The sequence below is a fragment of the Pseudoalteromonas sp. BSi20652 genome (assembly GCF_000239855.1).
Lineage (GTDB): Bacteria > Pseudomonadota > Gammaproteobacteria > Enterobacterales > Alteromonadaceae > Pseudoalteromonas.
The window spans coordinates 47,694-72,446 of record NZ_BADT01000191.1 but is presented as its reverse complement, the minus strand read 5'-3'; the positions used below and the strand labels follow the sequence as shown (position 1 = coordinate 72,446).

Below are 24,753 nucleotides of genomic sequence, written 5' to 3'. Positions count from 1 at the left end.
ATGGTTTGTAAATCGATCTATTAAATTTGCTCTCATAATGATATTAATAGTGTCCTACGAAAAAATGGAGACTGATAAATGAGTGAACAATACGCCGCCTTGCGAGGTAATGTAAATTTACTAGGGCAACTACTAGGACAAACAATCAAAGATGCCCAAGGTCAAGCGATTTTAGACAAAGTAGAAGAAATTCGTGCTTTATCAAAATCATCTCGCAGTGGTAACGAAGACGACAGACAAGCGCTTATAGAAGTACTTCATGCGCTTAGTGACGAAGAGCTTTTACCGGTTGCCCGTTCATTTAATCATTTTTTAAACCTTGCTAACGTAGCAGAGCAATTTCATACCGTTTCGCGTTTTAATGATGTTGGCTTTGGTCAACAAAACCCTCTCACTCAAACATTACAAACGTTAGCTACAAAAGCAGAACAAGGTCAGTTAGATGGTAATCATTTGGCCGAAACACTTTCAAAACTCCACATAAATTTAGTCTTAACCGCTCACCCTACAGAGGTGACGCGCCGTACTATTATTAACAAACACGTTGAATTAAGTGATTGTTTAGCGTCGCTTGAACGAAAAGATAATTTAGTGCAAGAGCGGGACAATATTTTGAATCGTATTGAGCAACTGATTAGCCAAGCTTGGCATACCGATGATATTCGTCGTTCTCGCCCAACGCCTGTAGATGAAGCCAAATGGGGTTATGCCGTAATAGAAAACAGCCTTTGGCATGCAGTTCCGCGCTTTTTACGTGAATTTTCAGCAAATGTTAAAGAGCAGTTAAGTTTAGAGTTACCAACAGATTATAGCCCGATTGAGTTTACGTCTTGGATGGGCGGAGATCGTGATGGTAATCCATTTGTAACATCGCAGGTAACAACGCAAGTCCTTGACCACGGTCGCTGGATGGCGCTTAACCTGTACTGCAGCGATTTAGACACGCTCAGTGCTGAGTTGTCTATGTCAGATGCTAGTGAAGAGCTAATTGAGCTTGCAGGGCAAGAGTTTGAACCATACAGAGCTGTTCTTAAAAATCTTAAAAGCCAAGTAGCTGAAACCGTTGTGCATTTAGGCGCTAAGATTAAAAATAAGCGCAGCGATTCTCAAGACTTAATTACAGATATTAATCAGCTTAAACACCCGGTTGAGGTTTGTTATCGCTCATTGTTAAAGTGCAATATGAAAGTAGTTGCTAATGGCTTGCTGCTCGATTTGTTGTATCGTATAAACAGTTTTGGCCTGCGTTTAGCGAAGTTGGATGTTCGACAAGATTCATCTCGCCATGGCGATGTATTTTCTGAGTTGACTCGTTATTTAGGTTTAGGCGACTACAACCAATGGCAAGAGCAAGACAAACAAGCATTTTTACTTGCTGAGCTTAATTCACGTAGACCGCTTATTCCAAAGCATTGGCAACCAAGCCCAGATGTACAAGAAGTACTTGATACCTTTGATGTAATTGCCAAACAAGACGAAGCGACATTTGGTTTGTATATTATTTCGATGGCACGAACAGCGTCAGATGTTTTAGCCGTTCAACTGTTGTTAAAAGAAAGCGGTTGTAGCTTTGATTTACCTGTTGCGCCGTTGTTTGAAACACTCGATGATTTAAACGCAGGCAGTGATGTTATTACTACATTGCTTGATAATGTTTGGTATCGTGGGCACATTAAAAACACACAAAATGTAATGATTGGTTATTCGGATTCAGCTAAAGATGCCGGCATGATGGCAGCAGGCTGGGCGCAGTACGAAGCAATGGATAAACTTGTACAACTGGCCGATGAACGCGGTATTGAGCTGATTTTATTCCATGGGCGTGGTGGCACAGTAGGGCGTGGTGGTGCACCCGCTGCACAAGCGCTGCATTCACAACCGCCAGGTTCACTAAAAGGTGGTTTACGTGTAACCGAGCAGGGCGAAATGATCCGCTTTAAATTTGGTTTACCCGATGTAGCACTGCAAAGCTTAAATATTTATGCCGGCGCCGTACTACAAAGTAACCTGTTACCGCCGCCGGAGCCAAAACCAGAATGGCGCGAAGTAATGAAGCTAATAAGTGAGGAGTCGTGTGAACACTACCGTAATGTGGTTCGTCATGATGAAAATTTTGTGCCTTACTTTAGAATGGCAACTCCTGAACTTGAACTCTCTAAGTTACCGCTTGGTTCTCGTCCAGCAAAACGTAACCCAAATGGTGGCGTTGAAAGTTTGCGTGCTATTCCGTGGATTTTTGCTTGGAGTCAAAACCGTTTAATGCTTCCTGCATGGTTAGGAGCTTTAACAGGCTTAAAAGCCGCGCTTGATAAGTATGGTGCAGAAACGCTCAATGAAATGAGCTTACAGTGGCCGTTCTTCAGATCGCGCTTAGAAATGCTAGAAATGGTATTTAGTAAAGCCGATTGCTGGTTGAGTGAACATTACGATAACGCGCTGGTGGAAAATATGTACAAACCACTGGGTGTAACGCTTCGTAAAGAGCTTCAAGAAGCCATTAGCTTAGTGCAGTCTCTTAGCCCGCAAAAAAGCTTATTAGCTGAACAGCCTTGGATTAAGGAGTCTATTAGCTTACGTAACCCATACACAGATCCACTTAACTTGTTGCAGGTTGAGCTTTTACGCCGTGCCCGCTCAGAGGAAAAACACAACGAAGGTGATATTGATAATGCATTAATGATCACGATGACTGGTATTGCAGCAGGTATGCGTAATACTGGCTAACATTTTATTTTGTCAGTCATATCAATTGATATTAAAAGGGAGCACGCGATGTGCTCCTTTTTTGCGTTGAATAGGCTGGTATTTAACACACTAACCTTTTAAACTACTTAGCCATTGAATAATTATAAAATGTTATGGCTTCAGCAACTTTTACTGTACAGCAAGATACAGCACTTACAAATTCTCACATCACATTAAGCGTAGCGCAAACAGCGTCATTACGTAGCCAGTTAAAATCACAACGTGGCATATTAAATTATAATAATATTAAGCAGTTATGCTCGCAACTTAATGTGTCAGATGATGCATTATTACAAGGTTTAGTGCCTTTAGCTTCTGAGTATGCCGTTGCGCCAGTATCAGACTTTCATGTGGGTGCTATTGTAAAAGCACTTGATGAAAAAGGGGAGGTGAGCTTTTACTTTGGTGCAAATGTAGAATTTGATCATCAAGCATTAAGTTTGGTGGTTCATGCAGAGCAATCGGCTATTAATAATGCATGGTTAAACGGCGCTAAAAAAATAGTTAAAATAGCCATTAGCGATGCACCATGTGGATATTGTCGCCAGTTTATGAACGAACTAGCCGATGCAAAAGAGTTTGATATTTTACTTCCTACTCAACAATTTAAACTTGCTGAGTTACTGCCGTATTCATTTGGTCCTACCGATTTAGGTAACGAATTTAGCTTATTTAATCCAAAACCACAGCTAGCCACGTTCAGCGTTGATGACCTTGATAAAAAACTTGCTCGATTTGCGCTCCATGCTTATGTGCCTTACAGCCAAAACTTTAGTGCCGTAAAAATAAGTACTTTTGATGATGGAGACTTCTACGGAAGTTACGCCGAAAATGCCGCTTACAGCCCAAGTTTATCGCCATTACAGAGCGCGTTAAGTCAGTTCTTTTTAGCCGGGCTTAGCTTTAACGAAAGCACAGTGAGAGGAATAACATTGTTAGAAACGGCAGGTCAAGAAAATCAGTCGCAAGTAGCAAAGGCTGTGCTTGCCAGTTTTACGCATTTACCCGCACTTAGAGTAATTAGCGCGCCATTAAAATAGTTGCCCGCATACAATAAAGCACAGCTAAGGCTGTGCTTTATTAAGCGTGTTATTGTATCGAATTAAATAACTCACTAACTAAAAACTATTGATATAGCCTTTATTAATCAAGTAATACTTTAGCTGCTTCTAATACTACCGCTACAGATTTACGCTCAATTTCACCATGGTCTACATTTGGTATTTCTTGGCGAGTACGATTAACAAGTACGCCTGCAACACATGCGGCTTGTAAACCCAATGCCGCACACATAGTGAATAATGTTGCAGATTCCATTTCGTAGTTCATCACGCCTAGTTTTTGCCACTCTTCACAGCTGCCTTGTAGTGATTTAGGAACGTAACCAGAGTGCGTATCGTAACGCTCTTGTCCTGGGTAGAATGTATCGCTTGATGCAGTTATACCAATATGGAAATCGATATTTAAGTTTTTACATGCTTGTACCATAGCTTGTGTTGCATAAAAGTCAGACACAGCAGGGTAGCTAAGCGGTGCAAAATGCTGACTTGCACCGTCTAAACGTACAGACGCTTGGCTAATTAAAATATCGCCTTCGTTAATGTGTGGCTGAATCGCACCGGTTGTACCAATACGTAAAAATTTACGTACGCCAAGTTGTGCTAATTCTTCTACTGCAATTGACGTTGATGGACCACCAATACCTGTAGAGCAAACAACCACAGAGTGACCATTTAATTGACCTAAATAAACATGGAATTCGCGAGTTTGAGCAAGGCAGGTTGGATTGTCTAGGAATTGTGAAATGCGTGCAGCACGATCAGGGTCACCTGGTACAATCGCAAGTTTTGCACCTTTTAGATCGTCAATACATAGTCCTAAGTGAAATACCTTTTCCATAGCTAAGCCTTTTTATAATAAATTATGTCAATCTAGCATCATTACTAGAAACGTTTATCAAGTACAGGACGATTGTCCGTTTTACCTTAACTCCTCCAAATAAGTCTTACTAATTTAAAGTAGCTATTTGATTTATTCATCAAGTATGAATATTCAACCACGCACTCATATGCACAAAAAAGTTACGCTGTTGACTTGTGCAAGCAGACATAATAAGTATCACCTGAGCGCGTAGCTGGCATTAAATAGTTAATAGCTTAATTTTGTTAATACCTCATAGATTCAATGGTTTAAATTTATATTGACTGCTTAAAAGCCAATGTGTCTATTTGTTTTAGGCACTAATTTATTTACCAAAGTGACATTAATCTGAAGTTTAGGCATTTTTATTTATTTTGCATAACTAATCAAAACTAATTAGCTACGTACAGAAAAAACCAAAGGAGTTTATTATGAGCACACAATTTGACGCATTTAAAAACAAAGTTGAGCACTGTTTGTGCGCACCGGGTGATGGCGTATACACTGTAAACACTGCAAAAGAGCGTAAAGCCGCACTGCGTAATAAACTTTATGGGCAAACTGACAACGTTGATAACTTGTGGCGTGAGTCTTTAAATGAGCTACCAAATTCTCCACATAAAGCGGTAATGCTAGGTATTAGCTCAGACTGTGGCGGTGGTATTTTACGCGGCGCAAACTGGGGGCCATTGTTTGTGCGCTCAGCATTAATTGATCAGCAACCGCAGTGTCATTCGTTTGATTTAGGCGATGTACGTGTAATCCCACATTTACTTCATGATAAATACCTAAATGATGAAACCATTTCGAATTGCCAAAAAGCGTTATACGGTAATGAAGATAACGAGTATTACGTAAGCCCATTATCAATCACTGAAGATGTGTGCGACAGTTTTTACGCAACATTTAAAGATAAAGGATTATTTGGTATTGGTGGCGATCATTCAATTAGTTACTCACTTACCAAAGCGTACTTAAAAGCAAAACGTGAGCAAGGTAAACGCACGGCTATTATTCACTTTGATGCGCATACCGATTTACTTGTTGAGCGCTTAGGTATTGATTTATGTTTTGGCTCGTGGTGTACACATATATTAGAGTTTTTACCGGCGCCACATCATTTAATTCAATTTGGTATACGCTCAAGTGGCAAGCCAAAAGCGCACTGGGAAAGTACCTTTGGTGTTAAGCAACATTGGGCACATGAAATCATTGAGCGCGGCGCAGCAGCGGTTGCTGCCGACGCAATTGCACAGTTAAAAGCCGATAACGTAGATGAAGTGTACGTAAGCTTTGATATTGATGCGCTTGATGCACAGTTTGCATCTGCCACAGGTACGCCGGAGCATAATGGTTTAACACCACAGCATGCGCTTGATATTTTATCAGCCATTGCAGATGAGTTCCCGATTACGGGTGCGGACATGATGGAAATAGCGCCTTTTACCGACAGCTCTTTAGTTGGTCAATCAAGCTCTGAAATAACGCTTAGAGAAGGAGCTAAAATTTCAGCTTTTTTAATTAGTGCAATGAACAAGTAGCTGTAGGTGCTATAAAAACTAGCACTATCAGCGTATAAATGTGCATTACACGGCTAAAAACTAGCAGTTAATAAAGCCTCAGCTATATTTATTAAATACTTATAATGAGTTAGTTGAGGCCTTGCTAAATGAAATTGTTGATTTTTTTATTGTTCATTAGCTGTATTAAAGTTGATGCAACTGAAATTACAATAGTAACGGAAGTCTTTCCGGACTTTCAGTACCTTAGCGAAGATAACAAACTCGCTGGCCGGTCCGTCGATAAAGTTCATAAAGCGCTGGAAGGTACAGGCATAAATTACACTATGTTTGCCCATAGCTGGGCCATATCTTACAATGCAGCACTACGCGATAAAAACACCTGTATATTTTCAATTGTCCGATTACCTAATCGAGAAAGTAAGTTTAAGTGGGTAGGTGAACTGGAAAGCTTTGATTCTGCTATCTATGCCCTTAAGTCTAGAAATATAAAGTTAAATACTCTCAATGATGCCAAAAAATATAAAATAGCAGTGCTGCGTGATAACTTTAGTCACCATTATTTACTCGAGCGAGGTTTCAGTGAAAGCAGGCATTTATTACTCATAGATAACCTAGATAAAATAGACAGGCTTATCCGTACCCGCCACAATATTCTTGACTTTGTTGTTCTTAACAAAAAGCAATTTAACTACCGAGTTAAAACTGAGCCTAAGCTTGAGCTACTTGAGCCTATACTTAGCTTAAATACAGCCCAGTCTCCATTATTTTTTGCTTGTAATATAAATATGGATCCGGCCTTAGTTGCTCAATTAAAAGTCGCCTTTGAAGGTGTTTAAACAGTTTTAAAAACAGTTAAATCAATGTAACTCCATGAAATTAAATCACTTTAATATATTTTATAAATATAAATTGCCGCATTTAAAAAACCGATTATAATCCAGCTGCTTTTTGTTTTAAAAAAGCATTAACTTTTTGGAGCGTTAAATGGGTGATTTAATCGGGATTAGCTTATTGATCTTGATCAGTGCGTTGTTCGCTATGTCAGAAATAGCAATTGCAGCATCGCGTAAAATAAAACTGCGAGTTATGGCAGATGAAGGGAATATAAAAGCAGCAGCGGTACTAAAGCTACAAGAAAATCCAGGGGCTTTTTTTGCCATGATCCAAATAGCACTCAACGCGATAGCTATATTGGGTGGTATTGTGGGCGAGCAGGCTTTATCGCCTTATGTAGAAAGTGTGTTGGTATTGTTTTACCAAGGTGTGCATTTAGAAAAAATTAGCTTTTTATTCTCGTTTTTTACTATTACATCCTTGTTTATCTTATTCGCCGACTTAATGCCAAAGCGTTTAGCGATGATCATGCCAGAGGCTGTCGCCGTTAGAGTGGTAACTATAATGCGCTGGGTGACCTTTGCATTAACGCCACTGGTTATGTTTTTTAACGGTGTAACTAATTTTGTACTGCGTTTATTTAAAGTACCTGCTGAACGAGAAGACAATGTTACAACAGAAGACATTGTAGCAATGATGGATGCTGGTGCTGCCTATGGTAGCTTACAAAAACAAGAGTATGAATTAATTGGTAATGTGTTTGACCTAGAAGCACGTTTTTTATCAAGCGTAATGACGCCTCGTGACCAAATTGTCTATTTTGATTTAAATGAAAGTAGCCACGATATTGCGACTAAAATTATTGACCATCCTCATAATCACTTCTTGGTGGTATCAGGAAGCTTAGATAAGCTGCGTGGCTCTGTTGAATCCAAAGACATTTTAAGACAAGTGCTCAAAGGTGATGTAGCAAATATAAATGATGAACTTATCGATAAAGATGTTTTTTACCTTCCAGAAACGTTAAGTTTATCTGAAGCATTAAATGCGTTTAAAAGTGCAGCTAAACCGTTTGCCGTTGTAGTTAACGAATATGCTTTATCCGTTGGTATTGTTACCGTAAAAGATTTAATGAAAGGTTTTATGGGCGATTTAATTACTCATCAAGGTGATGAACTTATAATTGAGCGTGACATAAACTCTTGGCTTGTTGATGGTTTAACCCCTATTACTGATTTAGCTAAAGTATTAGATATAGAGGAGTTTCCACAGCAAATGCATTACGAAACCGTTGCAGGCTTTTTAATTTATACCATGAAACGTATTCCTAAACGGGCAGAACACTTAACGTATGCGGGTTTTAAGTTTGAGGTTGTTGATGTAGAAGGAATTAGAGTGGAGCAGTTACTTGTTTCGCGAGTTGCGCCAGCGATAATTTCAGAGCCAACAGTGGAGTAACGCACACTCGGGCCTATGTTTTTTTAATTACAAATAAATTTATGAGCCAAGCTATGCTTGGCTTTTTTGTGTTTTTAATTAAGGTCAGCGACATTTTATTAACAAATTGCCCGCTGCGCTTTCATTAAATTAACATTACCCGCTGTTTAATGCTTACATTGCTTTTTGGAGTGTAAGTTTCTGTAAATTTATCGTATTAAGATTCATAATTGACCATTTTTAATTTAGAATGATCGTTCATTCTAAATTAAAAGGTATTTGTTATGCAGCGTTCCCGCATTGCTTTATTTATATTATCAGTCCTTGTTGGTTCTGTTGCGTTAACTGGTTGCGACCAGAGAGCTGAACAATCACAACCTTCTGCACCAAAAGCCGTTCCAGTAGGAGTTATTACATTAAAAAGCCAAGCGCTTACTCTAAAAAAAGAATTACCTGGTCGTATTAGTGCATTTCAAATTGCTGAAATACGCCCACAGGTAAGTGGTATTATACAATCGCGTTTGTTTACTGAAGGTAACCGAGTTGAACAAGGCCAAGGGCTTTACCAAATAGATCCTGCTACATTTAAAGCCAATTTAGCAGCAAGCGAAGCGGCTGTAGCACGTGCCGAAGCGAGTATTTCAAGTAGTAAATCTAAGGCATCACGTTTTGCTGAGCTTTTAAAAATTAAAGCGGTAAGCCAGCAAGATTTTGACGAAGCAGATTCGGCATACAAACAAGCAAAAGCAGAATTATTGACCGCTAAAGCGCAGTTACAATCAGCAAAAATTAATCTTAGTTACAGTCATGTGTATTCGCCAATTAGTGGGCAAATTAGTAAATCGAACGTGACTGTTGGTGCTTTAGTGAGTGCAAACCAATCAACAGCGCTGGCTACAGTGACTCAACTTGATCCAATTTATATTGATTTAACCCAATCGAGTAATGAACTTACAAAGCTTAAAAAACTGATTACTTCAGGTGATTTAACGGTTGACTCTACAAGTCAAACTGATGTTGAACTAACAATGGAAGACGGTTCAATTTATCCCCATAAAGGAGTATTACAGTTCTCTGAGGTGACTGTTGATCCCAGTACGGGCTCAGTAATATTACGTGCCAAGTTTCCAAATCCAGAAAAACTGTTATTGCCAGGTATGTATGCCCGCGCGTCTATTGTTGAAGGTGTAAAAGCGGGGGCTATTTTAGTGCCGCAGCGTGGTGTTAGCCGAAACAGCAAAGGCGAGCCAACAGCAATGGTGGTAAGCAAAGACAATACCGCACAAAGCCGCGTACTAAAAGTAGACCGTACAATTGGTGCTAATTGGCTTGTTAGCGATGGTTTAGCTGATGGTGATAAGTTAATAGTGGAAGGTTTACAAAAAATTCGCCCAGGTGCACCAGTGAGTCCTTCTGAAGTTCAATCGTCTATTACAGCCGATAAAGCGCAATAACGGAGATTTTTAATGTCACGATTTTTTATCGATAGACCTATTTTTGCATGGGTACTTGCTATCGTAGTGATGCTGGCAGGTATTTTGGCGATTAAAAATTTGCCAATTGCACAGTATCCGTCAATTGCACCGCCAGCTATTAGCATTACAGCAACGTTTCCAGGTGCATCTGCACGTACGCTCGAGGATACGGTAACACAAGTTATTGAGCAAAAAATGAAAGGGCTTGATGGTCTGCTTTACATGTCCTCAACGTCTGAGTCTAGCGGCTCTGCAACACTAACACTTTCTTTTAGTGCCAATACAGACCCTGACATAGCACAGGTCCAGGTTCAAAATAAATTAGCAACTGCGACCCCTCTGCTACCTGAAGAAGTGCAAAGGCAAGGTATTGTAGTTGCAAAGTCTGCGCGTAACTTTTTAATGGTGTTGGCGTTTGTATCAAAAGACGGCAGCATGAATAATATCGACATTGGTGACTATGTGTCATCAAACGTGCAAGACATCGTATCGCGTGTTGAAGGCGTAGGTGAAGTACAGCTGTTTGGTTCTCAGTACGCGATGCGTATTTGGTTAGATCCTTCAAAATTACAAAATTATAAACTGACTCCAGCAGATATTAGCGCATCGATATCTGCACAAAATGCGCAAGTATCAGCGGGTCAGCTAGGCGGTATGCCTGCCGCAGCTGGGCAACAACTTAATGCAACGGTAACGGCTCAAAGTCGGCTTAAAACGCCACAACAGTTTGAAGAAATTTTAGTTAAAACAAATTCAGACGGCTCTTTTGTTCGTCTTAAAGATGTTGCTCGCGTTGAACTTGGTGGTGAAAGTTACCGCGTTGTTGCACGTTATGATGGACAACCTGCGTCTGGTTTAGGTATTAAATTAGCTAGTGGCGCTAATGCACTTGATGCAGCTGATGGCGTAAAGGCCGCAATTGCCGATCTAAAAGCGTTTTTTCCTGAAGGTTTGGACGTAGTTGTGCCTTACGATACAACACCGTTTGTATCGTTATCAATCGAAAAAGTAATACACACATTAATAGAAGCTGTTGTGTTAGTGTTTGTTGTTATGTATCTGTTTTTACAAAACTTTCGAGCAACACTTATACCAACAATTGCTGTGCCTGTGGTATTGCTTGGTACATTTGGTATTTTATACACCTTTGGTTATTCAATAAATACACTGACTATGTTTGCAATGGTGCTTGCGATCGGTTTACTCGTAGATGATGCGATTGTTGTGGTAGAAAACGTAGAACGCTTGATGACCGAAGAAAAACTCTCCGCGCTTGAAGCAACACGAAAATCCATGGATGAGATTAAAGGCGCGCTTGTTGGTATAGCAATGGTGCTCTCGGCGGTGTTTATCCCTATGGCATTTTTTAGCGGCTCTACGGGTATTATTTATCGTCAGTTTTCTATAACACTCGTATCGGCAATGGGTTTATCTGTTTTAGTGGCTCTTATTTTAACGCCAGCATTATGTGCTACGCTTTTAAAGCCGAGCCATGTTCACGATAATACATCATTGTTTGGTAAGTTTTTCTCTGGTTTTAACCGTGGGTTTGATAAAACAAACAGCGGTGCGCAAAGCTTTGTAAGCCGCATGATCAATCACTCTAAACGTTATTTACTTATTTATGCAGTGATAGTGGGTGGAATGGTGTATGTATTCTCGCATTTGCCAACGGCATTTTTACCAGACGAAGACCAAGGTATTTTATTTAATCAGGTTTCATTACCTGCGGGTTCTACAACTCAACAAACTTTAGAAGTTGTTAAAAAAGTAGAAAACCATTATTTAAATGAACAATCTGAAGCAGTTAACGGTATTTTTACTGTGACGGGGTTTAGTTTTGCCGGTTCGGGTCAAAATTCAGCAATTGCGTTTGTTAACTTAAAACATTGGGATGAACGTCAGCGCGATGATTTATCGGTGCAAGGTGTTGCCGGTAAAGCAATGGGATATTTTTCAACCATAAAAGAAGCGTTTGTATTTGCGTTCCCACCGCCTGCAATTGTTGAACTGGGTACTGCAAATGGTTTTAATATATTTTTACAAGACCGTGTAGGTCTTGGTCATGATGCACTTTTAGCTGCGCGGAACCAGTTATTAGGACTGGCAAGCCAAAGTCCAATTTTAGCGGGCGTACGTCCAAACGGTCAAGAAGACATGCCAGAGCTACAACTCGATGTTGACTTAGCTAAAGCACAAGCACTTGGCTTATCGCAAGGTGATATTAACAGTACACTAGCCACAGCATGGGGCAGTAGTTATGTGAATGACTTTATTGACCGTGGTCGTGTTAAAAAAGTATACCTACAAGGTAATAAAGACTCGCGTATGGTTCCAGAGGATCTGAATAAGTGGTACGTACGCAATAAAAGTGGCGACATGGTGCCGTTTTCAGCCTTTGCAAGTTCCTATTGGACGTATGGTTCGCCTCGTCTTGAACGTTACAATGGCTTTTCAGCAATGGAAGTTCAAGGTACGGCTGCGCCAGGTTACAGTACAGGTCAAGCAATGGATGAAATGGAACGTTTAGTTAAGCAATTACCAAATGGTATTGCTTCTGAGTGGACTGGTATTTCATTCCAAGAACGTTCAAGCAGTGGTCAAGCGCCAATGCTTTATGGCATATCGCTTTTGTTTGTTTTTTTATGTTTAGCAGCGTTATATGAAAGCTGGTCTGTGCCTTTTGCGGTAATGATGATTGTGCCACTGGGTATATTTGGTGCAATTATGGCGGCATTAACGGGTGGGCTATCTAACGATATTTACTTGCAAGTAGGCTTACTAACCACCATTGGTTTAGCATCCAAAAATGCCATATTAATTGTTGAGTTCGCAATTCATAAAATGGATGATGGACTTGGGTTAGTTGAAGCGGCGGTTGAAGCTGTGCGCCTTCGTTTACGTCCAATACTGATGACTTCAATGGCATTTATTTGTGGCGTTATTCCACTTGCGATTGCGTCAAGTGCGGGTTCTGGTGCGCAAAATGCGTTGGGTATTTCTATTATTGGCGGTACGTTAGCGTCTTCAATTTTAGTTGTTGTATTTGTGCCATTGTTTTTTGTATTAGTTCGTCGTGTGTTCCCTGGTAAGTCTAAAGACCCTATTGAGGAAAATGCACAGTGAGCTTAAATACATTTACTCTAGGCGAGTTAGCGCTTGTGGTTTTAATTTTATGTATAACTGTTTAATACAGTCGTAAGTCTAAATAGGTGTTGAAATTTAGCCCGTTAAATATACTCATATACGTATTTAACTTGTGATTTAAACACCTTTTGTCGAACCAAGTGGTTCGGTAATGGAGTTTAGTATGAAAAACAAAAGACATACAGATCCCGCTCTTGCAAATGCGCGAAGAGAACAAGTACTTTGCGCCGCAGCTGACTGCTTTCGCCGTAAAGGTTATCACGGTGCAGGTATGGCTGAAATATCAAGAACAGCAGGAATGAGTGCAGGGCATATTTATAATTACTTCGAAAGTAAAGAAGCAATTATTGAAAGTATTATAGAAAAAGACATGGAAGAAATGTTTTCTATATTTCAAAAATTTGAAGAGCAGCCGGGTGACATTTTAACGGTTTTGTTGGATGGCTTAAATATTGGTGTTAAAAGACACATGGATACAGGGTCATGCGTTGTTGATTTAGACATGATGGCTGAAGCGGGAAGAAACAATAAAGTAGCCAGTTTATTACGAGATGCTGATACTCAGGCGCGCAACAGAATGCGTCAGCTTCTTACAAGTGAAAGTAGTGTAATTAAAGACATTGATGAGGCAGAGTTAGATAGTCGCATAAATGTTATTTTTTCTGTAATGGCAGGTTTATTACTGAGAAAAGTACTCTACCCTGAGCTTACAGAAGAAACGGTGTTAATAGCGCTTCGTCCAGCTATGAAAACCTTACTGATGCCATTTGACAAAACACAGTAAGGCTCAAACTAAATAACCAAAAGTGAGCTAGCCAATATTTTGGCTAGCTTTTTTATTTTAGTCTTTTTAAAAGCGCTCGATTGACCATTGAAGTGCAATGATTGCAATAGCAACGGAGCCCATTGGCATTACCCACTTTTTATACCAAGTGTAGTGTCGTACATAAATGAGTATTGGTAAGGCTATCAGTAATATACTAAGTTGACCGATTTCGACGCCTAAATTAAACGCCAATATACTGAGCAGTTGATAGTCGCTCGACAGGCCAAGCTCGCCAAGTACGCTCGCAAATCCCATCCCATGCAGTAAACCAAAAGCAAAAGTAAGCCAACCTAAACGAAGTACCAACGGCCACACATTATTTAATGCTGCAAATAAAACCGATATAGCAATTCCAAGCTCTACCCAGCGACTATTTGGTGAGACTAAGTTCATAGCGGTGGCGGTAAGCGTAATAGAATGCGCAAGCGTAAACGCGGTTACTATCCATGCTGTGTGTTTAATAATGTGTTTTTTAGAGCTAATACCTTGCCATGCTTTATCGCTGTGTTTTAAAACACAGGTAAGTAACAGGGCGATTAAAAATAAAATATGATCAATACCAATCCAAATATGTAAAACACCTTGGTAAACGTATTGATTAAAGGTACTTAAATAACTTGTTTGTTCAAAGCTGAACGTTTGTTGTGCCTCATTGATATTAAATACACGAGATACACCGTTAATATTTACGATGGATTTATGGTTAGCATCAGTTTTGAAAAAAGCGGAATAGGAAAGGGTGATTGCTTCATTGTCATCACAGCTAAACTGCAGCGGAATTACCAAATAAGGTTGGTTAAAATGGTTATCTAGCTGATAGATACCTTCACTTTTTAAAGGGCATATTTGCGCGCTTTGCGTGATATTTAAATTTTCTTTAATGAAGTTATTTATTGAGCTGCGTTTTGCTTTTATTTCTGCCCACGAAATTTGTCCGTTTTTATCTAAATCCAGAGGCACTGGGTGCTCTAAGTCGGCAATATTAATTTGCCAGGTACCCGTGTATAGATTTTTGTTGGTGTCGTTATTGTTCTCGCTATTTAAGGTTATATAACTTGTGCTTAATTGATGGGCAAAGCTGTAAGTTGAAAAAATGCACAGCATTAAAGTGAGTATAAATAGATAAGGCGTTTTCATAGTGTATCTCGTTGCATCGCTTTTGCTTGAATAAGTAATTGCTCATCGGTGCTCATTTTAGCCTGTTGCCAATTAATATGAGCCCAGTAAAGTGCTTTTTCGCGATTTGGTTGTACATCAAGGTAATATTTAGCTAAGTCACTTGCATGAAAAGAATCATTACGAAGCTCTCGTAGCGTAACTCTTTGCGCCATTGTATTTTGCCATTTTTTATCGCGTTTATTCAGTTTTTTTTCTGCGATGGAAAGTCTTAGTAAAATAGCATCCTCTAAATTACTTTTATCAGTAAGCAATACGCTTAATGTATTTAATACTTGTTGCGGTTGATTTAGCGCAATTTGAATATCGGCCCATAAAACAATAAGACTCACTGGGGCTTGAACTAAATCTACACTTTGTAAGTGAGACAAAGCTTGTTTGTAGTTATTTAAACGATAGCTCATTTCACTTAAAACATGGTTTGTAGCTAGGCTAGTTTGATTATTATTTATAATTTTTACTAATGCTTGGTAGCTGTCTAAAACGCTTTCATGTTGGCTTTGTACATCAAGTACACAGGTGCTAGCAGTAATCGTGCTTACTTGTCCAATTAAGGCTACACAGTGTTTTTTTGCTTGTGTAAACTTACCTTGAGTCATAAATATATTGGCTAGCAATAAATGGCTATTACTATGCTGTGGCTCTTTAATCAAAACGTTGTTAGCAATATCAATAGCTTCGTTGAAAAGGTGCTCTTTTTGTAAAACGCGAGCATATAAGTAACCAATTTGAGACGTGGGTGTTTGTTTATATAGCTGGGCTAAACGGGTTTTAAGTAGCCCCTGTAAGCGCTCTGTTTGGCCAGCATATTGGCTGTTAGTGACTAATGTATTTATTTCGTCAACAGAGAGAGACGCACTAAGCGTTGAATTACTTTTAGCAATAATTGCATCATTTTTTGGGGTAAAAGGCGCAGCGTTTAACGTAAAAGGTGTTAGGCATAAAGTAATAAATGCGACGGACTTAAAAATTGATAAATGCATTATAAATATCCTTTGAAAAAAGCCATCCATGGCCTGTCAGCTTAATTACTTGGTTAGTTACCGTTTGTTGAAATTAATCCATCAACATCGGTATCGGTGTTTGTAAACACCCGACCGTTAACAGTTAACGGCTCTGCATTTGGCGCTTGATTAAATGCATCGGTTGCAAATTGAGCAAAGTCGACTTGTAGTGCGTCAATTGTAATGTTCACTGTTGCAGTTACTTGCGAATTAACGCCATCACTTACACCAAACATAAAACTATCTGAACCTGTTACTTCTTTATTTGGGGTATAGGTAAAATTACCATCGCTGTTAACGGTAACAGTTCCGAGAGTTGGCTCACTTGTTAACGAATAAGTAAGCGAATCGCTATCATTGTCGGTTGCGCTAAGCATATCGGTAATGCTTACCTCAGTTTGTGTAGTTAGTATTGCATCACTTGCAGTAGGCGCTGTGTTTACAACCGGTGTAGGCTGTTTTTTATCATCATCGCTACTACATGCTCCCAATGTTAATGCACTGAGGAGAACACAAATATGGGTAGTTTTTAAATTACGCATTATTTTACTCCTTATTTAGAGCCAGCAAGCGGTGTTGCAAGGTATGGGAATGATGAGTCCATCATTGTTGCATCAATAGGTGCGCCATCTGTAAATGGTACTGTGCCTGTATTAGCATCCTCTGGTGCACAAAGTCCTAAATCAGTGTCTTCACCATTTACAGGAATAGGATGACATAAACGACCCATCACAACACGAAGTGCAATATCAACCACATCATCACCTGGGCGACGACCATTTGGGAAGCCGGCTAAATCATTACCCGCTACACCAAATGCAGATTGATCAGCTTGCGCTGTTGCTGCAATGTTTGTATTTAAACGCAGCATTTCTGAAGGTGTTACCGTTGCTTGTTGATTAACGCCTGCAAACCCCGTTAAAAATGCAGTGATTAAATCAGTACGCGGGAAGTTAGTGGGTGCCAGTGTTTCTAAGTTTGCGCCAAGGGTCGTATTAACAGCATCTTTAAACAAAATGTTTAATAACTCTGGTAATGATGGGTGCGATACATAATCTAAAAATTGTGCATCGTCCTTAGGATGTGCAGTAGAGAATGTGTCTTTGTCTTTGATGCCAATTACAAGCTCGTTTACAAGCGGGCTACCCAAACGTGAAACTTGTGTTAAAGCACCACCATTAACGGCGTTATTAGCAAATTTAGCATTAGGGTTTAATACGCGAGCTTGAGGCAGGCTTGCTGTTGTCCACGAACCTATTACGCCGTTACCTTCGCCAACAACACAGCTTTTAGGTATTTCGATAGCGATTGATGTTACGTTTTTATCTGCAAGGTCGTCGTTATCAGCTGATTGTGTTATACCACCTGGAAAACCACCGCCGTCACCAGCACCAGGGGCACTATCACCTTCTACAGGTACATAGTTAACTAAATCAAATGTTTTACCTAGGTTAACTACAAATGGGTCTTTACGTTGCCCTACAAAAACTTGTGCCATGCTTTCACAGTTAGGAATTGAAACCTGATACACAAATTGGTCAGCGTAAGTTTGGTAATCGCTCATTGAACCAAATGTTTTATTGCCCACATAATCAAGCGGTTTAGAAAATGTGCTGGTGTTTGATGCAGTGTTATTTAATACCGTTGTTTCGCCAGTACGCGCCGCGCCGCTTATCATGCTTACTGTGTATGATTCGCTAAAATTTGCTGCGCTGTCATCACCTGCAGCCACGCCGCCCACATTTTTAAGCGGTACAGACACCGTGCGTTGATTACCTTCAGGTCCAACCGTTAATTGCACGCCTTTATTATCGTTAGGGAGCATGCTTTTAAAGTTAAACGCAAATGTAATATCTTCAACAGCATCGCCGTCGTTATCTATATGAATGCTGTAGGTAGCATCTGGGTCCATTGCAAAGTAATTAGGACCGCCGTATGCATCTTGCAGCGGGATATAGTTAGCTATTAGTGTTACAAAATCACCACGACCTTGCTCGTAACTATTAAATACATAAAAATCGGTTGAATCTAAAGTCGGGAAACGGCTTATATTTGGCGCTTCTCTGTGGCTAGATGCTTCACTTGGTGCACTTACAAACGTACTACATATTACTACTGCGAGTATTGATGGAGTTAAAGCTTTCATGACTTTGTCCTTTAGTTTTGATTGAAGTCATAGCTAATAACGGGGCAGGATTTAAATTGGATGCAAAAAAATTAAATTATTTCTATTTTTTAGTTAAAAAGTTTAAAACAAGGTTGGCTGTTTTATGTAAGCAGCCAACTTTGGTCATTATAGTAGGGTTATAAAAGTACTAGCTCTGTGGTGTATAACACCTCGGTCGGTGATCCATTTGGCGAGCCGCCAATAGGCTCTAAACTCACTGCTAGCAATGCGATATCACTTGCGTTAAAACGGTTATCTTTAAATAATATTTTACTGCCTTGCTTGGGCAGTAAACCCAGTGAAATAGGTGCATCTTGCCCTTTTAAAATCATCCAGAGCTCATAATCTTTATTAGTTTGAGCAACTAATTGGCTACTTGCTTTAATTGAGAGCCCTTGCTCGTTTACATCAATAAACCACAATGATTGTTTATCTTGATTTTGAACCAAAGCAATTTGCTGAGTTTGCATAACATTGGTGCTAGGTTGAATAACCAAAAAGGCTAAAACAATACACGCGGCAGTTGCCACAAAAGACCATGTACGCCAAATTGAAGGCTTGGTATGTATGACTGTTTTACTTGTTTGTGGTCTGTTTTCAACAAGCTGTAGTATATTTACCCATACATCGTCACGTGGCGTTTGCGGTGTAATAGCACTCGCTAAGTTGTTTAGGTTTTGCTCCCATAGACTTGTTGCTTCACGTGCTTGATTTGAGTTAAGTAACAGACGCTGAAAACGCTTACGGGCAAGCCCTCTAAGTGTGCCAAGCACGTACTGCCCAGCAAGCGCGTCTAATAGTTCGGGTTTATTATAATTCATAATGTTAAACACCTTTGTAGCTGCATAAGCCCACGCCTGATCCAGCTTTTAACTGTACCTAATGGCGTTTCTATATGATCCACTAACTCGCTATGACTTAGCCCCTTGTAATAAGCTAAGTGAATAGCTTGTTTTTGTTGCGGCTCAAGCTGTTCGATACAATTAACCAGTTTCGTTTCTTCATCGTAATTAACGTCAACACTTTCATTTTCATTTTCATATTCGTCATCGCCTAACGACTGCTCTTTTCGTACTTTGTGATAGCGCAGTGAGTCAAGACTTCTATACCTAACTATACTTATCATCCAACTAATAACGGTGCCTTTAGAGGCGTTATATTCAGATGCGTTATGCCAAATTTTTATAAAAGCGTCTTGTAGTGCCTCTTCCGCATAAGCTCTGTTAGTGAGCATATTTAAACTAATAGCAAAAAGTTTGCCGCTAGTTTGTTGATATAAACTTGAGAAAGCATTTTTGTCTCCTTGTGCTGTTGCGCACAAAAGAGGGAGTAAATCATCGTTATCCATAGGGGTCCTGTTTTTCTTATTATCATTGAGTAAACGGTTGAGAGTGTGATTTGGATGCAAAAAATTTAATTGATTTTTAGATTAGCTGTTTTATACGTTAGTACAAGCAATAACCGATCAGTGTTTGAAATTTAGACGTGTAAGTATAATTTATTCACATGTTTGTAAAAAATGCACAAAGAGCAGATTGCACTTAAATTTATTTTATTATTAACATTACATATCAATAACTTATTATTTTAATTTGAATTTAAAATGCCATTTATATGGCGTGATATTTGCAAAAGAGTACATAAAGCCGTTTAAATTAAAATTAGAAAATCGGAATTATTTACACAAAGGAGAAACTATGTGGGCTGCAATTGGTTATTCACTTTTAGCATTACTACTTATTTTTATTGGTTGGGAAGTAAACTCTGTTTACTTTGCTATTGTTTTTTATTGGACTGCACTGTCACTTTTATTAGTGAGTACCGCATATATTTTTAATACAGCAAAAATATTTAGAAAACGTGAAAATGGGGTGATCCCATTTTATATACGTTGGGCGTTTGTGCCATTTTTATTTGGTGTGCAAATTTATAATGCTTGGGCACGTAAGCATGACAAAGTGCCGCCCATCCAACAAATAAATGAAAACCTATTTTTAGCTTGCAGATTATTTCCCTCAGACATAGACACATTAAAAGATAACGCAATTACGGCAATTTTAGATGTAACGTGTGAATTTGACGCTCTTGAGTGGAGTTCAACACAAGAGAATATAAATTACTTAAACATTCCGGTGCTCGATCATAGTATTCCTACCCATTCTCAGTTAAATCAGGCTATTAATTGGATACATCATCATATTAAAGAAAACCGTCGCGTAGTTGTACATTGTGCTTTAGGCCGTGGGCGGTCTGTTTTTGTAATGGCGGCTTATTTATTGAGTCAAAACAAAAATGCAGATGTACATGAAGTACTTGCACAAATAAAAGAAACCCGCGAAACCGCAAACTTAAATAAGCATCAGCTTCGTCATTTAGCTAAGCGTCATAAAAAAGGTGAGCTGCTGATTAAAAACAAAGCAGTTTTAATTGCAAATCCAGTATCTGGTACACGATTATGGCAAGAAAAAGAGCACTTAATTGTTGCGCGGTTATCGGCCTATTACGATTTAAAAGTACTTACTACTTCACAAGACGTAAACGGTATTGAGCTTGCTAAACAAGCGATTACGCAAAAACCAGACATAATAATAGCGTGTGGAGGCGATGGTACAGTGGCCGAAGTTGCAAGCGTACTTGTAAATACACAATGTAAGCTAGGTATTATACCAATGGGGACTGCAAACGCACTTGCGCATGTATTGATGGGGATTAGCTCTAAATTTATTCCTGTTGAACAAGCCTGTGATTTAATAATTGATGGTCAAACAAGCACAATAGATACCGCTTATTGTAATAATGAATTAGTACTTTTATTAGCGGGCATTGGTTTTGAGCAATCAATGATTGAAAAAGCAGATAGAGAGTCGAAAAATAAGTCGGGGCAACTTGCCTATTTAAATGGTTTTTTTGAAGCCTTTGGTGAGCAAAAATCACAGTTACTTAGTGTAAAACTCGATGATAATGAGCCCAAAGAAATATGTACAAATAGCTTTATTGTGGCCAATGCTGCGCCTTTTACAACATTGTTGGCTCAAGGTGGTGGGCAGCCAGATCATAGTGATGGGCTGCTCGATATAAATTGGCTAACACCCAATAATGAAGATTCAACCACAGTACTAAGTATTGCAGAGCTGATGTTTAGTAGCTTAACGCAAACACATTTAGCTATAAATTCGCATCATACAAATGCTAAAAGAGTAGAAGTTACAGGCGAAGGAGAGCTTAAGTACGTACTTGACGGTGAAGTTAAAACTGCTCACAAACTCGTTATTACTATTGAGCCTGCCTCATTAAATGTGATTTGCAAAGAGCAATAAATCGCGCTAATTACAATCAAAAAGGAGCTTAATTAGCTCCTTTTTTACTATCATTTTTTAATTGATGGCCAAACAAACCCTGTTGTATCCGGCGCTTGAGAAGATGTTTCTCTCGGTGCACTTTTCGGTCTACGAATAGGTTTATTGTTTATAGTGTGAATATAAAGTGCTTCTACTTTATCGCGAGCCCAAGGCGTTTTACGCAAAAACTTTAAACTCGACTTAATGCTCGGTTGATCAGTAAAACATTTAATTTTCACTTGCTCGCCAAGTGTTCTCCAGCCAAGTCGCTGTTCTAACTCAACAAGTATTTGTTCTAACGTTACCCCGTGTAAAGGGTTTTTAGGTTGATTATTCATAGCCATACTACTTATTTAAACTGCGTGCATTGTAGCTCAAATCAGCTTTTAGCGCTAATTCACAGTGATTGTTTTAGGAGCTGTTGGGTAAATAGCATTACCTTGTTTATCTATTTTAAGCCAAATGAGTTGGCTGTTACTGTGCTGAGGGGTTTTAGCACCGCACAAAAGCGTAAAAGAGTGAATTTGTATTAATGCGCCTTCGCTATAGCGTTTGTTGTCGTACCAACAGTTTGATTCTTCATTTACAAACTGGTTTGCATCAATAATTGAATGGGTTTTAAGTGTTGCTGCCTCACTAAGTATTGAATACGATAAGCTGCTAAAACAAAAGCATAGAATTAAAAAGTTACGCATTATAGGCCTTTAAATAGGGAGGGTTAAAAATAATACATTAAGCTAAAAAACGTGCTAGTGTAAAGTACACAAAGTGATTTTAATTATAAACTTAGTTACTCACAGAGCAACTTGGATTCAAATAAAAAGGTGCACACAATGCAATTTAATCAAACAATGATCGAAGAATTCACACTATTAGCAAAGTTTCCTCGCGACAGTAAAATGCAGGGTATAAAATTACACTCAGACGCAGAGCCAAGCTTACTTAGTGCAGCGCAACGTTTATTTGAAAAAGGGATTATAGATAGCCCAGATGGCGGATATTTAACTGATCTGGGCTTAGATTTAATTGAGCACATTACGGTTATTCATAGTGCGCTACAAAGCTAGCTAACCTGAACTTTGGTTAGTTACTAAACTAGCTTAATTTGCATCGGGTTGATTTTGCGGTGCAGCATCATTAAATGCAGCTAATTTATTACAGTGTTCGTAAATAGCTGCAATTTTTGGATAAGCGCTCATATCTACGTTAAAACGAATTGCGTTAAATACTTGCGGCACTAAACAAATGTCAGCAAGTGTTGGTTGGTTACCAAAACAGTAGTCATCATTTTCGTTTAGCATCAGTTCTATTTTTTCAAAACCCACTTCTATCCAATGTCGATACCATTTATTTTTAGCCTCGTCATCAACACCTAATTCGTTCGATAAATACTTCAGCACGCGTAAATTATTAACAGGATGAATATCACACGCTATTGCAAAGCTTAAATTTCTTATTTGTGCTTTTTGCCACGCAGTTCCTTTAATTAATGGCGATTGCGGATATGTTTCATCTAGCCATTCCAGTATTGCAAGCGATTGTGCTAAAACACCATCATCGGTTTCAAGTGCCGGTAGTAACCCTTGAGGATTAGTCGCTAAGTATTCTTCCCCAAGTTGCTCCGATTTTAAAAGGTTAACAATAGCAAGTTCATGATCGATTGCTTTTAAGTTAAGCGCTATACGCACTCTATAAGCCGCTGATGAGCGAAAGTAGCTGTATAATTTCATAATTAATCCTGTGAACCTGTAAATTGTTTTTTAATAGTACGCCAGCAATCGGTGTAATTTGGTTGGCGCTCTTTACCTTCTAATGCATATTTTGTCGGTGAAATTATATAGCGCGACTCAAACATAAAGGCCAATGTGTTTTCGTATTTTTGTGGTGTAAGCTCAGCGTTTGAGGCTTTTTCAAATACGTCGGCTTCAGGTCCATGTGGCGACATACAATTGTGTAAACTTGCGCCACCAGGTACAAAACCATGCTCTTTTGCATCATACACACCCTCAATCAAGCCCATAAATTCGCTCATAATATTGCGGTGATAATACGGCGGGCGAAATGTATTTTCGGCTACCATCCAACGCGGTGGAAATATCACAAAATCGACATTTGCCGTACCCTCAGTAGCAGAAGGAGAGGTTAGCACAGTGAATATAGACGGGTCAGGGTGATCAAAGCTCACTGTATTCATTACATTAAAACGCGATAAGTTGTATTTATAGGGCGCACTATTACCTGTCCATGCAACTACATCAAAAGGAGAGTGCTTTATTTCACAGCTAAATAAATTACCGTTGAATTTAGAAACAAGTTCAAAGTCACCTTCTTTATCTTCAAAGGCAGCTACAGGGTATTGAAAGTCTCTGTCGTTGGCATAACCGTTGGCACCAACAGGTCCTCGCTCTGCAAGCTCTAACGCATGGCCATAATTTTCACAAATATAACCACGGGCTGTATCGTCAATTAAATCCACAGAGAACTTAATTCCTCTGGGAATTACAGCAATTTCACCTGGTTTAATGCTTAACTTACCGCACTCGGTGTGAATTAATAACTCACCTTGCTGAGGGACAAACAACATTTCGCCATCGGCATTGCAAAAATAACGTCCTTGCATTGACTGATTAGCGACATATACATGAATGCCAATACCAGATTGCCCATTAGCACTGCCATTAGCTGCCATCGTTACTAACCCATCAATAAAATCAGTAGGCTGTGAAGGTATATCAATAGGGTTCCAACGTAGCATTGTTGGTGGCGTTATGGCTTCAGTGATTGGGGCTGTTCTTATTAGGCCATTATCAATTGCTTGGTAATCACCTTGCACTACAGACGGGCGAATGCGGTAAAACCAAGTGCGGCGATTTGAAGCGCGAGGAGCCGTAAATGCAGTAGAACTAAATTGCTCGGTGTATAAATCGTATTTAACCTTTTGTGGGCTAAATTGTCCTATTGGCAATGCACCAGGTAGCGCTTGTGTTTCAAATTCATTACCAAAACCGGTCATATAACTTAACTGTTCTGCCATTACTGACTCCTGTGAGAGGGGGTTGGTTTAATATAATTTTTATTTCAGTTAAGATACTCTCAAGTGAGACTAATATCAAATATGCAACTACGCACCTGCGTAAATATTAATGAACACCAAAGTAAAC

At 39.2% G+C, this 24,753-nt stretch carries 21 protein-coding genes; 10 read left to right on the top strand and 11 right to left on the bottom strand.

The genetic code is table 11. The features are described 5' to 3' along the window. Window positions 1–78 precede the first annotated feature (78 nt). Window positions 79–2,724 (top strand): phosphoenolpyruvate carboxylase, encoded by a 2,646-nt coding sequence (gene ppc / locus P20652_RS03545; RefSeq protein ID WP_008171383.1) that lies wholly within the window; start codon window positions 79–81, stop codon window positions 2,722–2,724. 134 nt (window positions 2,725–2,858) lie between these two features. After that, complete coding sequence (cdd, locus tag P20652_RS03550; RefSeq protein WP_008171381.1) at window positions 2,859–3,785, top strand: cytidine deaminase; 927 nt, start codon at window positions 2,859–2,861, stop codon at window positions 3,783–3,785. 103 nt (window positions 3,786–3,888) lie between these two features. On the opposite strand, the gene udp is transcribed toward cdd, so the two are convergent. Continuing rightward, the gene (udp, locus tag P20652_RS03555; RefSeq protein WP_008171380.1) at window positions 3,889–4,644 is read right to left on the bottom strand and encodes a uridine phosphorylase; all 756 of its coding nucleotides are present in this window, start codon (window positions 4,642–4,644) and stop codon (window positions 3,889–3,891) included. A 452-nt stretch (window positions 4,645–5,096) separates the two neighbouring features. On the opposite strand from udp, the gene P20652_RS03560 reads away from it, so the two are divergent. From P20652_RS03560 to P20652_RS03580, 6 genes are all read left to right on the top strand, one after another. Further along, window positions 5,097–6,206 (top strand): arginase family protein, encoded by a 1,110-nt coding sequence (locus tag P20652_RS03560; protein WP_008171378.1) that lies wholly within the window; start codon window positions 5,097–5,099, stop codon window positions 6,204–6,206. A 128-nt stretch (window positions 6,207–6,334) separates the two neighbouring features. Then, window positions 6,335–7,024: a transporter substrate-binding domain-containing protein gene (locus tag P20652_RS18860; protein WP_033017895.1), complete on the top strand. Its 690-nt coding sequence runs from the start codon at window positions 6,335–6,337 to the stop codon at window positions 7,022–7,024. 148 nt (window positions 7,025–7,172) lie between these two features. Next, entirely contained in the window at window positions 7,173–8,480 is a 1,308-nt protein-coding gene (locus P20652_RS03565) for a hemolysin family protein (RefSeq protein WP_008171374.1), read from the top strand. A gap of 263 nt (window positions 8,481–8,743) precedes the next feature. Next, entirely contained in the window at window positions 8,744–9,913 is a 1,170-nt protein-coding gene (locus P20652_RS03570; protein WP_008171372.1) for an efflux RND transporter periplasmic adaptor subunit, read from the top strand. 12 nt (window positions 9,914–9,925) lie between these two features. Further along, window positions 9,926–13,060, top strand: coding sequence for an efflux RND transporter permease subunit (locus P20652_RS03575; RefSeq protein WP_008171370.1), 3,135 nt, complete (start codon window positions 9,926–9,928; stop codon window positions 13,058–13,060). Between the two features lie 184 nt (window positions 13,061–13,244). Then, on the top strand, window positions 13,245–13,865 hold the full coding sequence (locus P20652_RS03580) for a TetR/AcrR family transcriptional regulator (protein ID WP_008171368.1): 621 nt from the start codon (window positions 13,245–13,247) through the stop codon (window positions 13,863–13,865). A 66-nt stretch (window positions 13,866–13,931) separates the two neighbouring features. Here the strand turns inward: P20652_RS03580 and P20652_RS03585 are convergent, their stop codons facing one another. The 6 genes from P20652_RS03585 to P20652_RS03610 all read right to left on the bottom strand — a co-directional run bounded on the left by P20652_RS03585 (window position 13,932) and on the right by P20652_RS03610 (window position 19,602). Further along, window positions 13,932–15,044 (bottom strand): HupE/UreJ family protein, encoded by a 1,113-nt coding sequence (locus tag P20652_RS03585; RefSeq protein ID WP_008171365.1) that lies wholly within the window; start codon window positions 15,042–15,044, stop codon window positions 13,932–13,934. Then, a complete protein-coding gene (locus P20652_RS03590; protein ID WP_008171361.1) occupies window positions 15,041–16,066 on the bottom strand; it encodes a hypothetical protein in 1,026 nt (341 codons plus the stop codon). Before P20652_RS03590 ends, P20652_RS03585 begins: the two co-directional genes overlap by 4 nt. Window positions 16,067–16,119: 53 nt before the next feature. After that, on the bottom strand, window positions 16,120–16,629 hold the full coding sequence (locus tag P20652_RS03595; RefSeq protein ID WP_008171360.1) for an Ig-like domain-containing protein: 510 nt from the start codon (window positions 16,627–16,629) through the stop codon (window positions 16,120–16,122). A gap of 11 nt (window positions 16,630–16,640) precedes the next feature. Further along, window positions 16,641–18,233, bottom strand: coding sequence for a DUF4331 domain-containing protein (locus tag P20652_RS03600; RefSeq protein WP_008171358.1), 1,593 nt, complete (start codon window positions 18,231–18,233; stop codon window positions 16,641–16,643). A gap of 158 nt (window positions 18,234–18,391) precedes the next feature. Then, window positions 18,392–19,075 (bottom strand): anti-sigma factor domain-containing protein, encoded by a 684-nt coding sequence (locus P20652_RS03605; RefSeq protein WP_008171356.1) that lies wholly within the window; start codon window positions 19,073–19,075, stop codon window positions 18,392–18,394. Next, window positions 19,072–19,602 carry a sigma-70 family RNA polymerase sigma factor gene (locus P20652_RS03610; RefSeq protein ID WP_008171354.1) on the bottom strand — a complete coding sequence of 177 codons (531 nt, stop codon included), beginning with the start codon at window positions 19,600–19,602 and terminating at the stop codon, window positions 19,072–19,074. The genes P20652_RS03605 and P20652_RS03610 overlap by 4 nt, the downstream gene beginning before the upstream one ends. 349 nt (window positions 19,603–19,951) lie before the next feature. Here P20652_RS03610 and P20652_RS03615 point away from each other — a divergent pair, with 349 nt between their 5' ends. Then, a complete protein-coding gene (locus P20652_RS03615; protein ID WP_008171352.1) occupies window positions 19,952–21,571 on the top strand; it encodes a diacylglycerol kinase family protein in 1,620 nt (539 codons plus the stop codon). A 50-nt stretch (window positions 21,572–21,621) separates the two neighbouring features. Here P20652_RS03615 and P20652_RS03620 read toward each other — a convergent pair whose 3' ends face one another. Together P20652_RS03620 and P20652_RS03625 are read right to left on the bottom strand one after the other, a co-directional pair. After that, window positions 21,622–21,930, bottom strand: a complete 309-nt coding sequence (locus P20652_RS03620) for a VF530 family DNA-binding protein (RefSeq protein WP_024591820.1) — start codon at window positions 21,928–21,930, stop codon at window positions 21,622–21,624. Window positions 21,931–21,984: 54 nt separating this feature from the next. After that, on the bottom strand, window positions 21,985–22,287 hold the full coding sequence (locus P20652_RS03625; RefSeq protein WP_008171350.1) for a DUF1496 domain-containing protein: 303 nt from the start codon (window positions 22,285–22,287) through the stop codon (window positions 21,985–21,987). Between the two features lie 138 nt (window positions 22,288–22,425). On the opposite strand from P20652_RS03625, the gene P20652_RS03630 reads away from it, so the two are divergent. After that, window positions 22,426–22,659: a TIGR02647 family protein gene (locus tag P20652_RS03630; RefSeq protein ID WP_007582405.1), complete on the top strand. Its 234-nt coding sequence runs from the start codon at window positions 22,426–22,428 to the stop codon at window positions 22,657–22,659. Between the two features lie 33 nt (window positions 22,660–22,692). On the opposite strand, the gene maiA is transcribed toward P20652_RS03630, so the two are convergent. Together maiA and hmgA are read right to left on the bottom strand one after the other, a co-directional pair. Further along, a complete protein-coding gene (maiA, locus tag P20652_RS03635; protein ID WP_008171348.1) occupies window positions 22,693–23,322 on the bottom strand; it encodes a maleylacetoacetate isomerase in 630 nt (209 codons plus the stop codon). A 2-nt stretch (window positions 23,323–23,324) separates the two neighbouring features. After that, on the bottom strand, window positions 23,325–24,626 hold the full coding sequence (gene hmgA, locus P20652_RS03640; protein WP_008171346.1) for a homogentisate 1,2-dioxygenase: 1,302 nt from the start codon (window positions 24,624–24,626) through the stop codon (window positions 23,325–23,327). Between the last annotated feature and the right edge of the window lie 127 nt (window positions 24,627–24,753).

What these genes read in the sequence shown, in the direction of transcription:
- udp (WP_008171380.1), bottom strand. Translation starts at nt 4,644, where the DNA reads ATGGAAAAGGTATTTCACTTAGGACTATGTATTGACGATCTAAAAGGT.
- P20652_RS03625 (WP_008171350.1), bottom strand. Translation starts at nt 22,287, where the DNA reads ATGCGTAACTTTTTAATTCTATGCTTTTGTTTTAGCAGCTTATCGTAT.
- P20652_RS03585 (WP_008171365.1), bottom strand. Translation starts at nt 15,044, where the DNA reads ATGAAAACGCCTTATCTATTTATACTCACTTTAATGCTGTGCATTTTT.
- P20652_RS03580 (WP_008171368.1), top strand. Translation starts at nt 13,245, where the DNA reads ATGAAAAACAAAAGACATACAGATCCCGCTCTTGCAAATGCGCGAAGA.
- P20652_RS03630 (WP_007582405.1), top strand. Translation starts at nt 22,426, where the DNA reads ATGCAATTTAATCAAACAATGATCGAAGAATTCACACTATTAGCAAAG.
- P20652_RS03570 (WP_008171372.1), top strand. Translation starts at nt 8,744, where the DNA reads ATGCAGCGTTCCCGCATTGCTTTATTTATATTATCAGTCCTTGTTGGT.
- P20652_RS18860 (WP_033017895.1), top strand. Translation starts at nt 6,335, where the DNA reads ATGAAATTGTTGATTTTTTTATTGTTCATTAGCTGTATTAAAGTTGAT.
- P20652_RS03610 (WP_008171354.1), bottom strand. Translation starts at nt 19,602, where the DNA reads ATGGATAACGATGATTTACTCCCTCTTTTGTGCGCAACAGCACAAGGA.
- P20652_RS03600 (WP_008171358.1), bottom strand. Translation starts at nt 18,233, where the DNA reads ATGAAAGCTTTAACTCCATCAATACTCGCAGTAGTAATATGTAGTACG.
- maiA (WP_008171348.1), bottom strand. Translation starts at nt 23,322, where the DNA reads ATGAAATTATACAGCTACTTTCGCTCATCAGCGGCTTATAGAGTGCGT.
- P20652_RS03620 (WP_024591820.1), bottom strand. Translation starts at nt 21,930, where the DNA reads ATGAATAATCAACCTAAAAACCCTTTACACGGGGTAACGTTAGAACAA.
- hmgA (WP_008171346.1), bottom strand. Translation starts at nt 24,626, where the DNA reads ATGGCAGAACAGTTAAGTTATATGACCGGTTTTGGTAATGAATTTGAA.
- P20652_RS03560 (WP_008171378.1), top strand. Translation starts at nt 5,097, where the DNA reads ATGAGCACACAATTTGACGCATTTAAAAACAAAGTTGAGCACTGTTTG.
- P20652_RS03605 (WP_008171356.1), bottom strand. Translation starts at nt 19,075, where the DNA reads ATGAATTATAATAAACCCGAACTATTAGACGCGCTTGCTGGGCAGTAC.
- P20652_RS03590 (WP_008171361.1), bottom strand. Translation starts at nt 16,066, where the DNA reads ATGCATTTATCAATTTTTAAGTCCGTCGCATTTATTACTTTATGCCTA.
- P20652_RS03595 (WP_008171360.1), bottom strand. Translation starts at nt 16,629, where the DNA reads ATGCGTAATTTAAAAACTACCCATATTTGTGTTCTCCTCAGTGCATTA.
- ppc (WP_008171383.1), top strand. Translation starts at nt 79, where the DNA reads ATGAGTGAACAATACGCCGCCTTGCGAGGTAATGTAAATTTACTAGGG.
- P20652_RS03615 (WP_008171352.1), top strand. Translation starts at nt 19,952, where the DNA reads ATGTGGGCTGCAATTGGTTATTCACTTTTAGCATTACTACTTATTTTT.
- P20652_RS03565 (WP_008171374.1), top strand. Translation starts at nt 7,173, where the DNA reads ATGGGTGATTTAATCGGGATTAGCTTATTGATCTTGATCAGTGCGTTG.
- P20652_RS03575 (WP_008171370.1), top strand. Translation starts at nt 9,926, where the DNA reads ATGTCACGATTTTTTATCGATAGACCTATTTTTGCATGGGTACTTGCT.
- cdd (WP_008171381.1), top strand. Translation starts at nt 2,859, where the DNA reads ATGGCTTCAGCAACTTTTACTGTACAGCAAGATACAGCACTTACAAAT.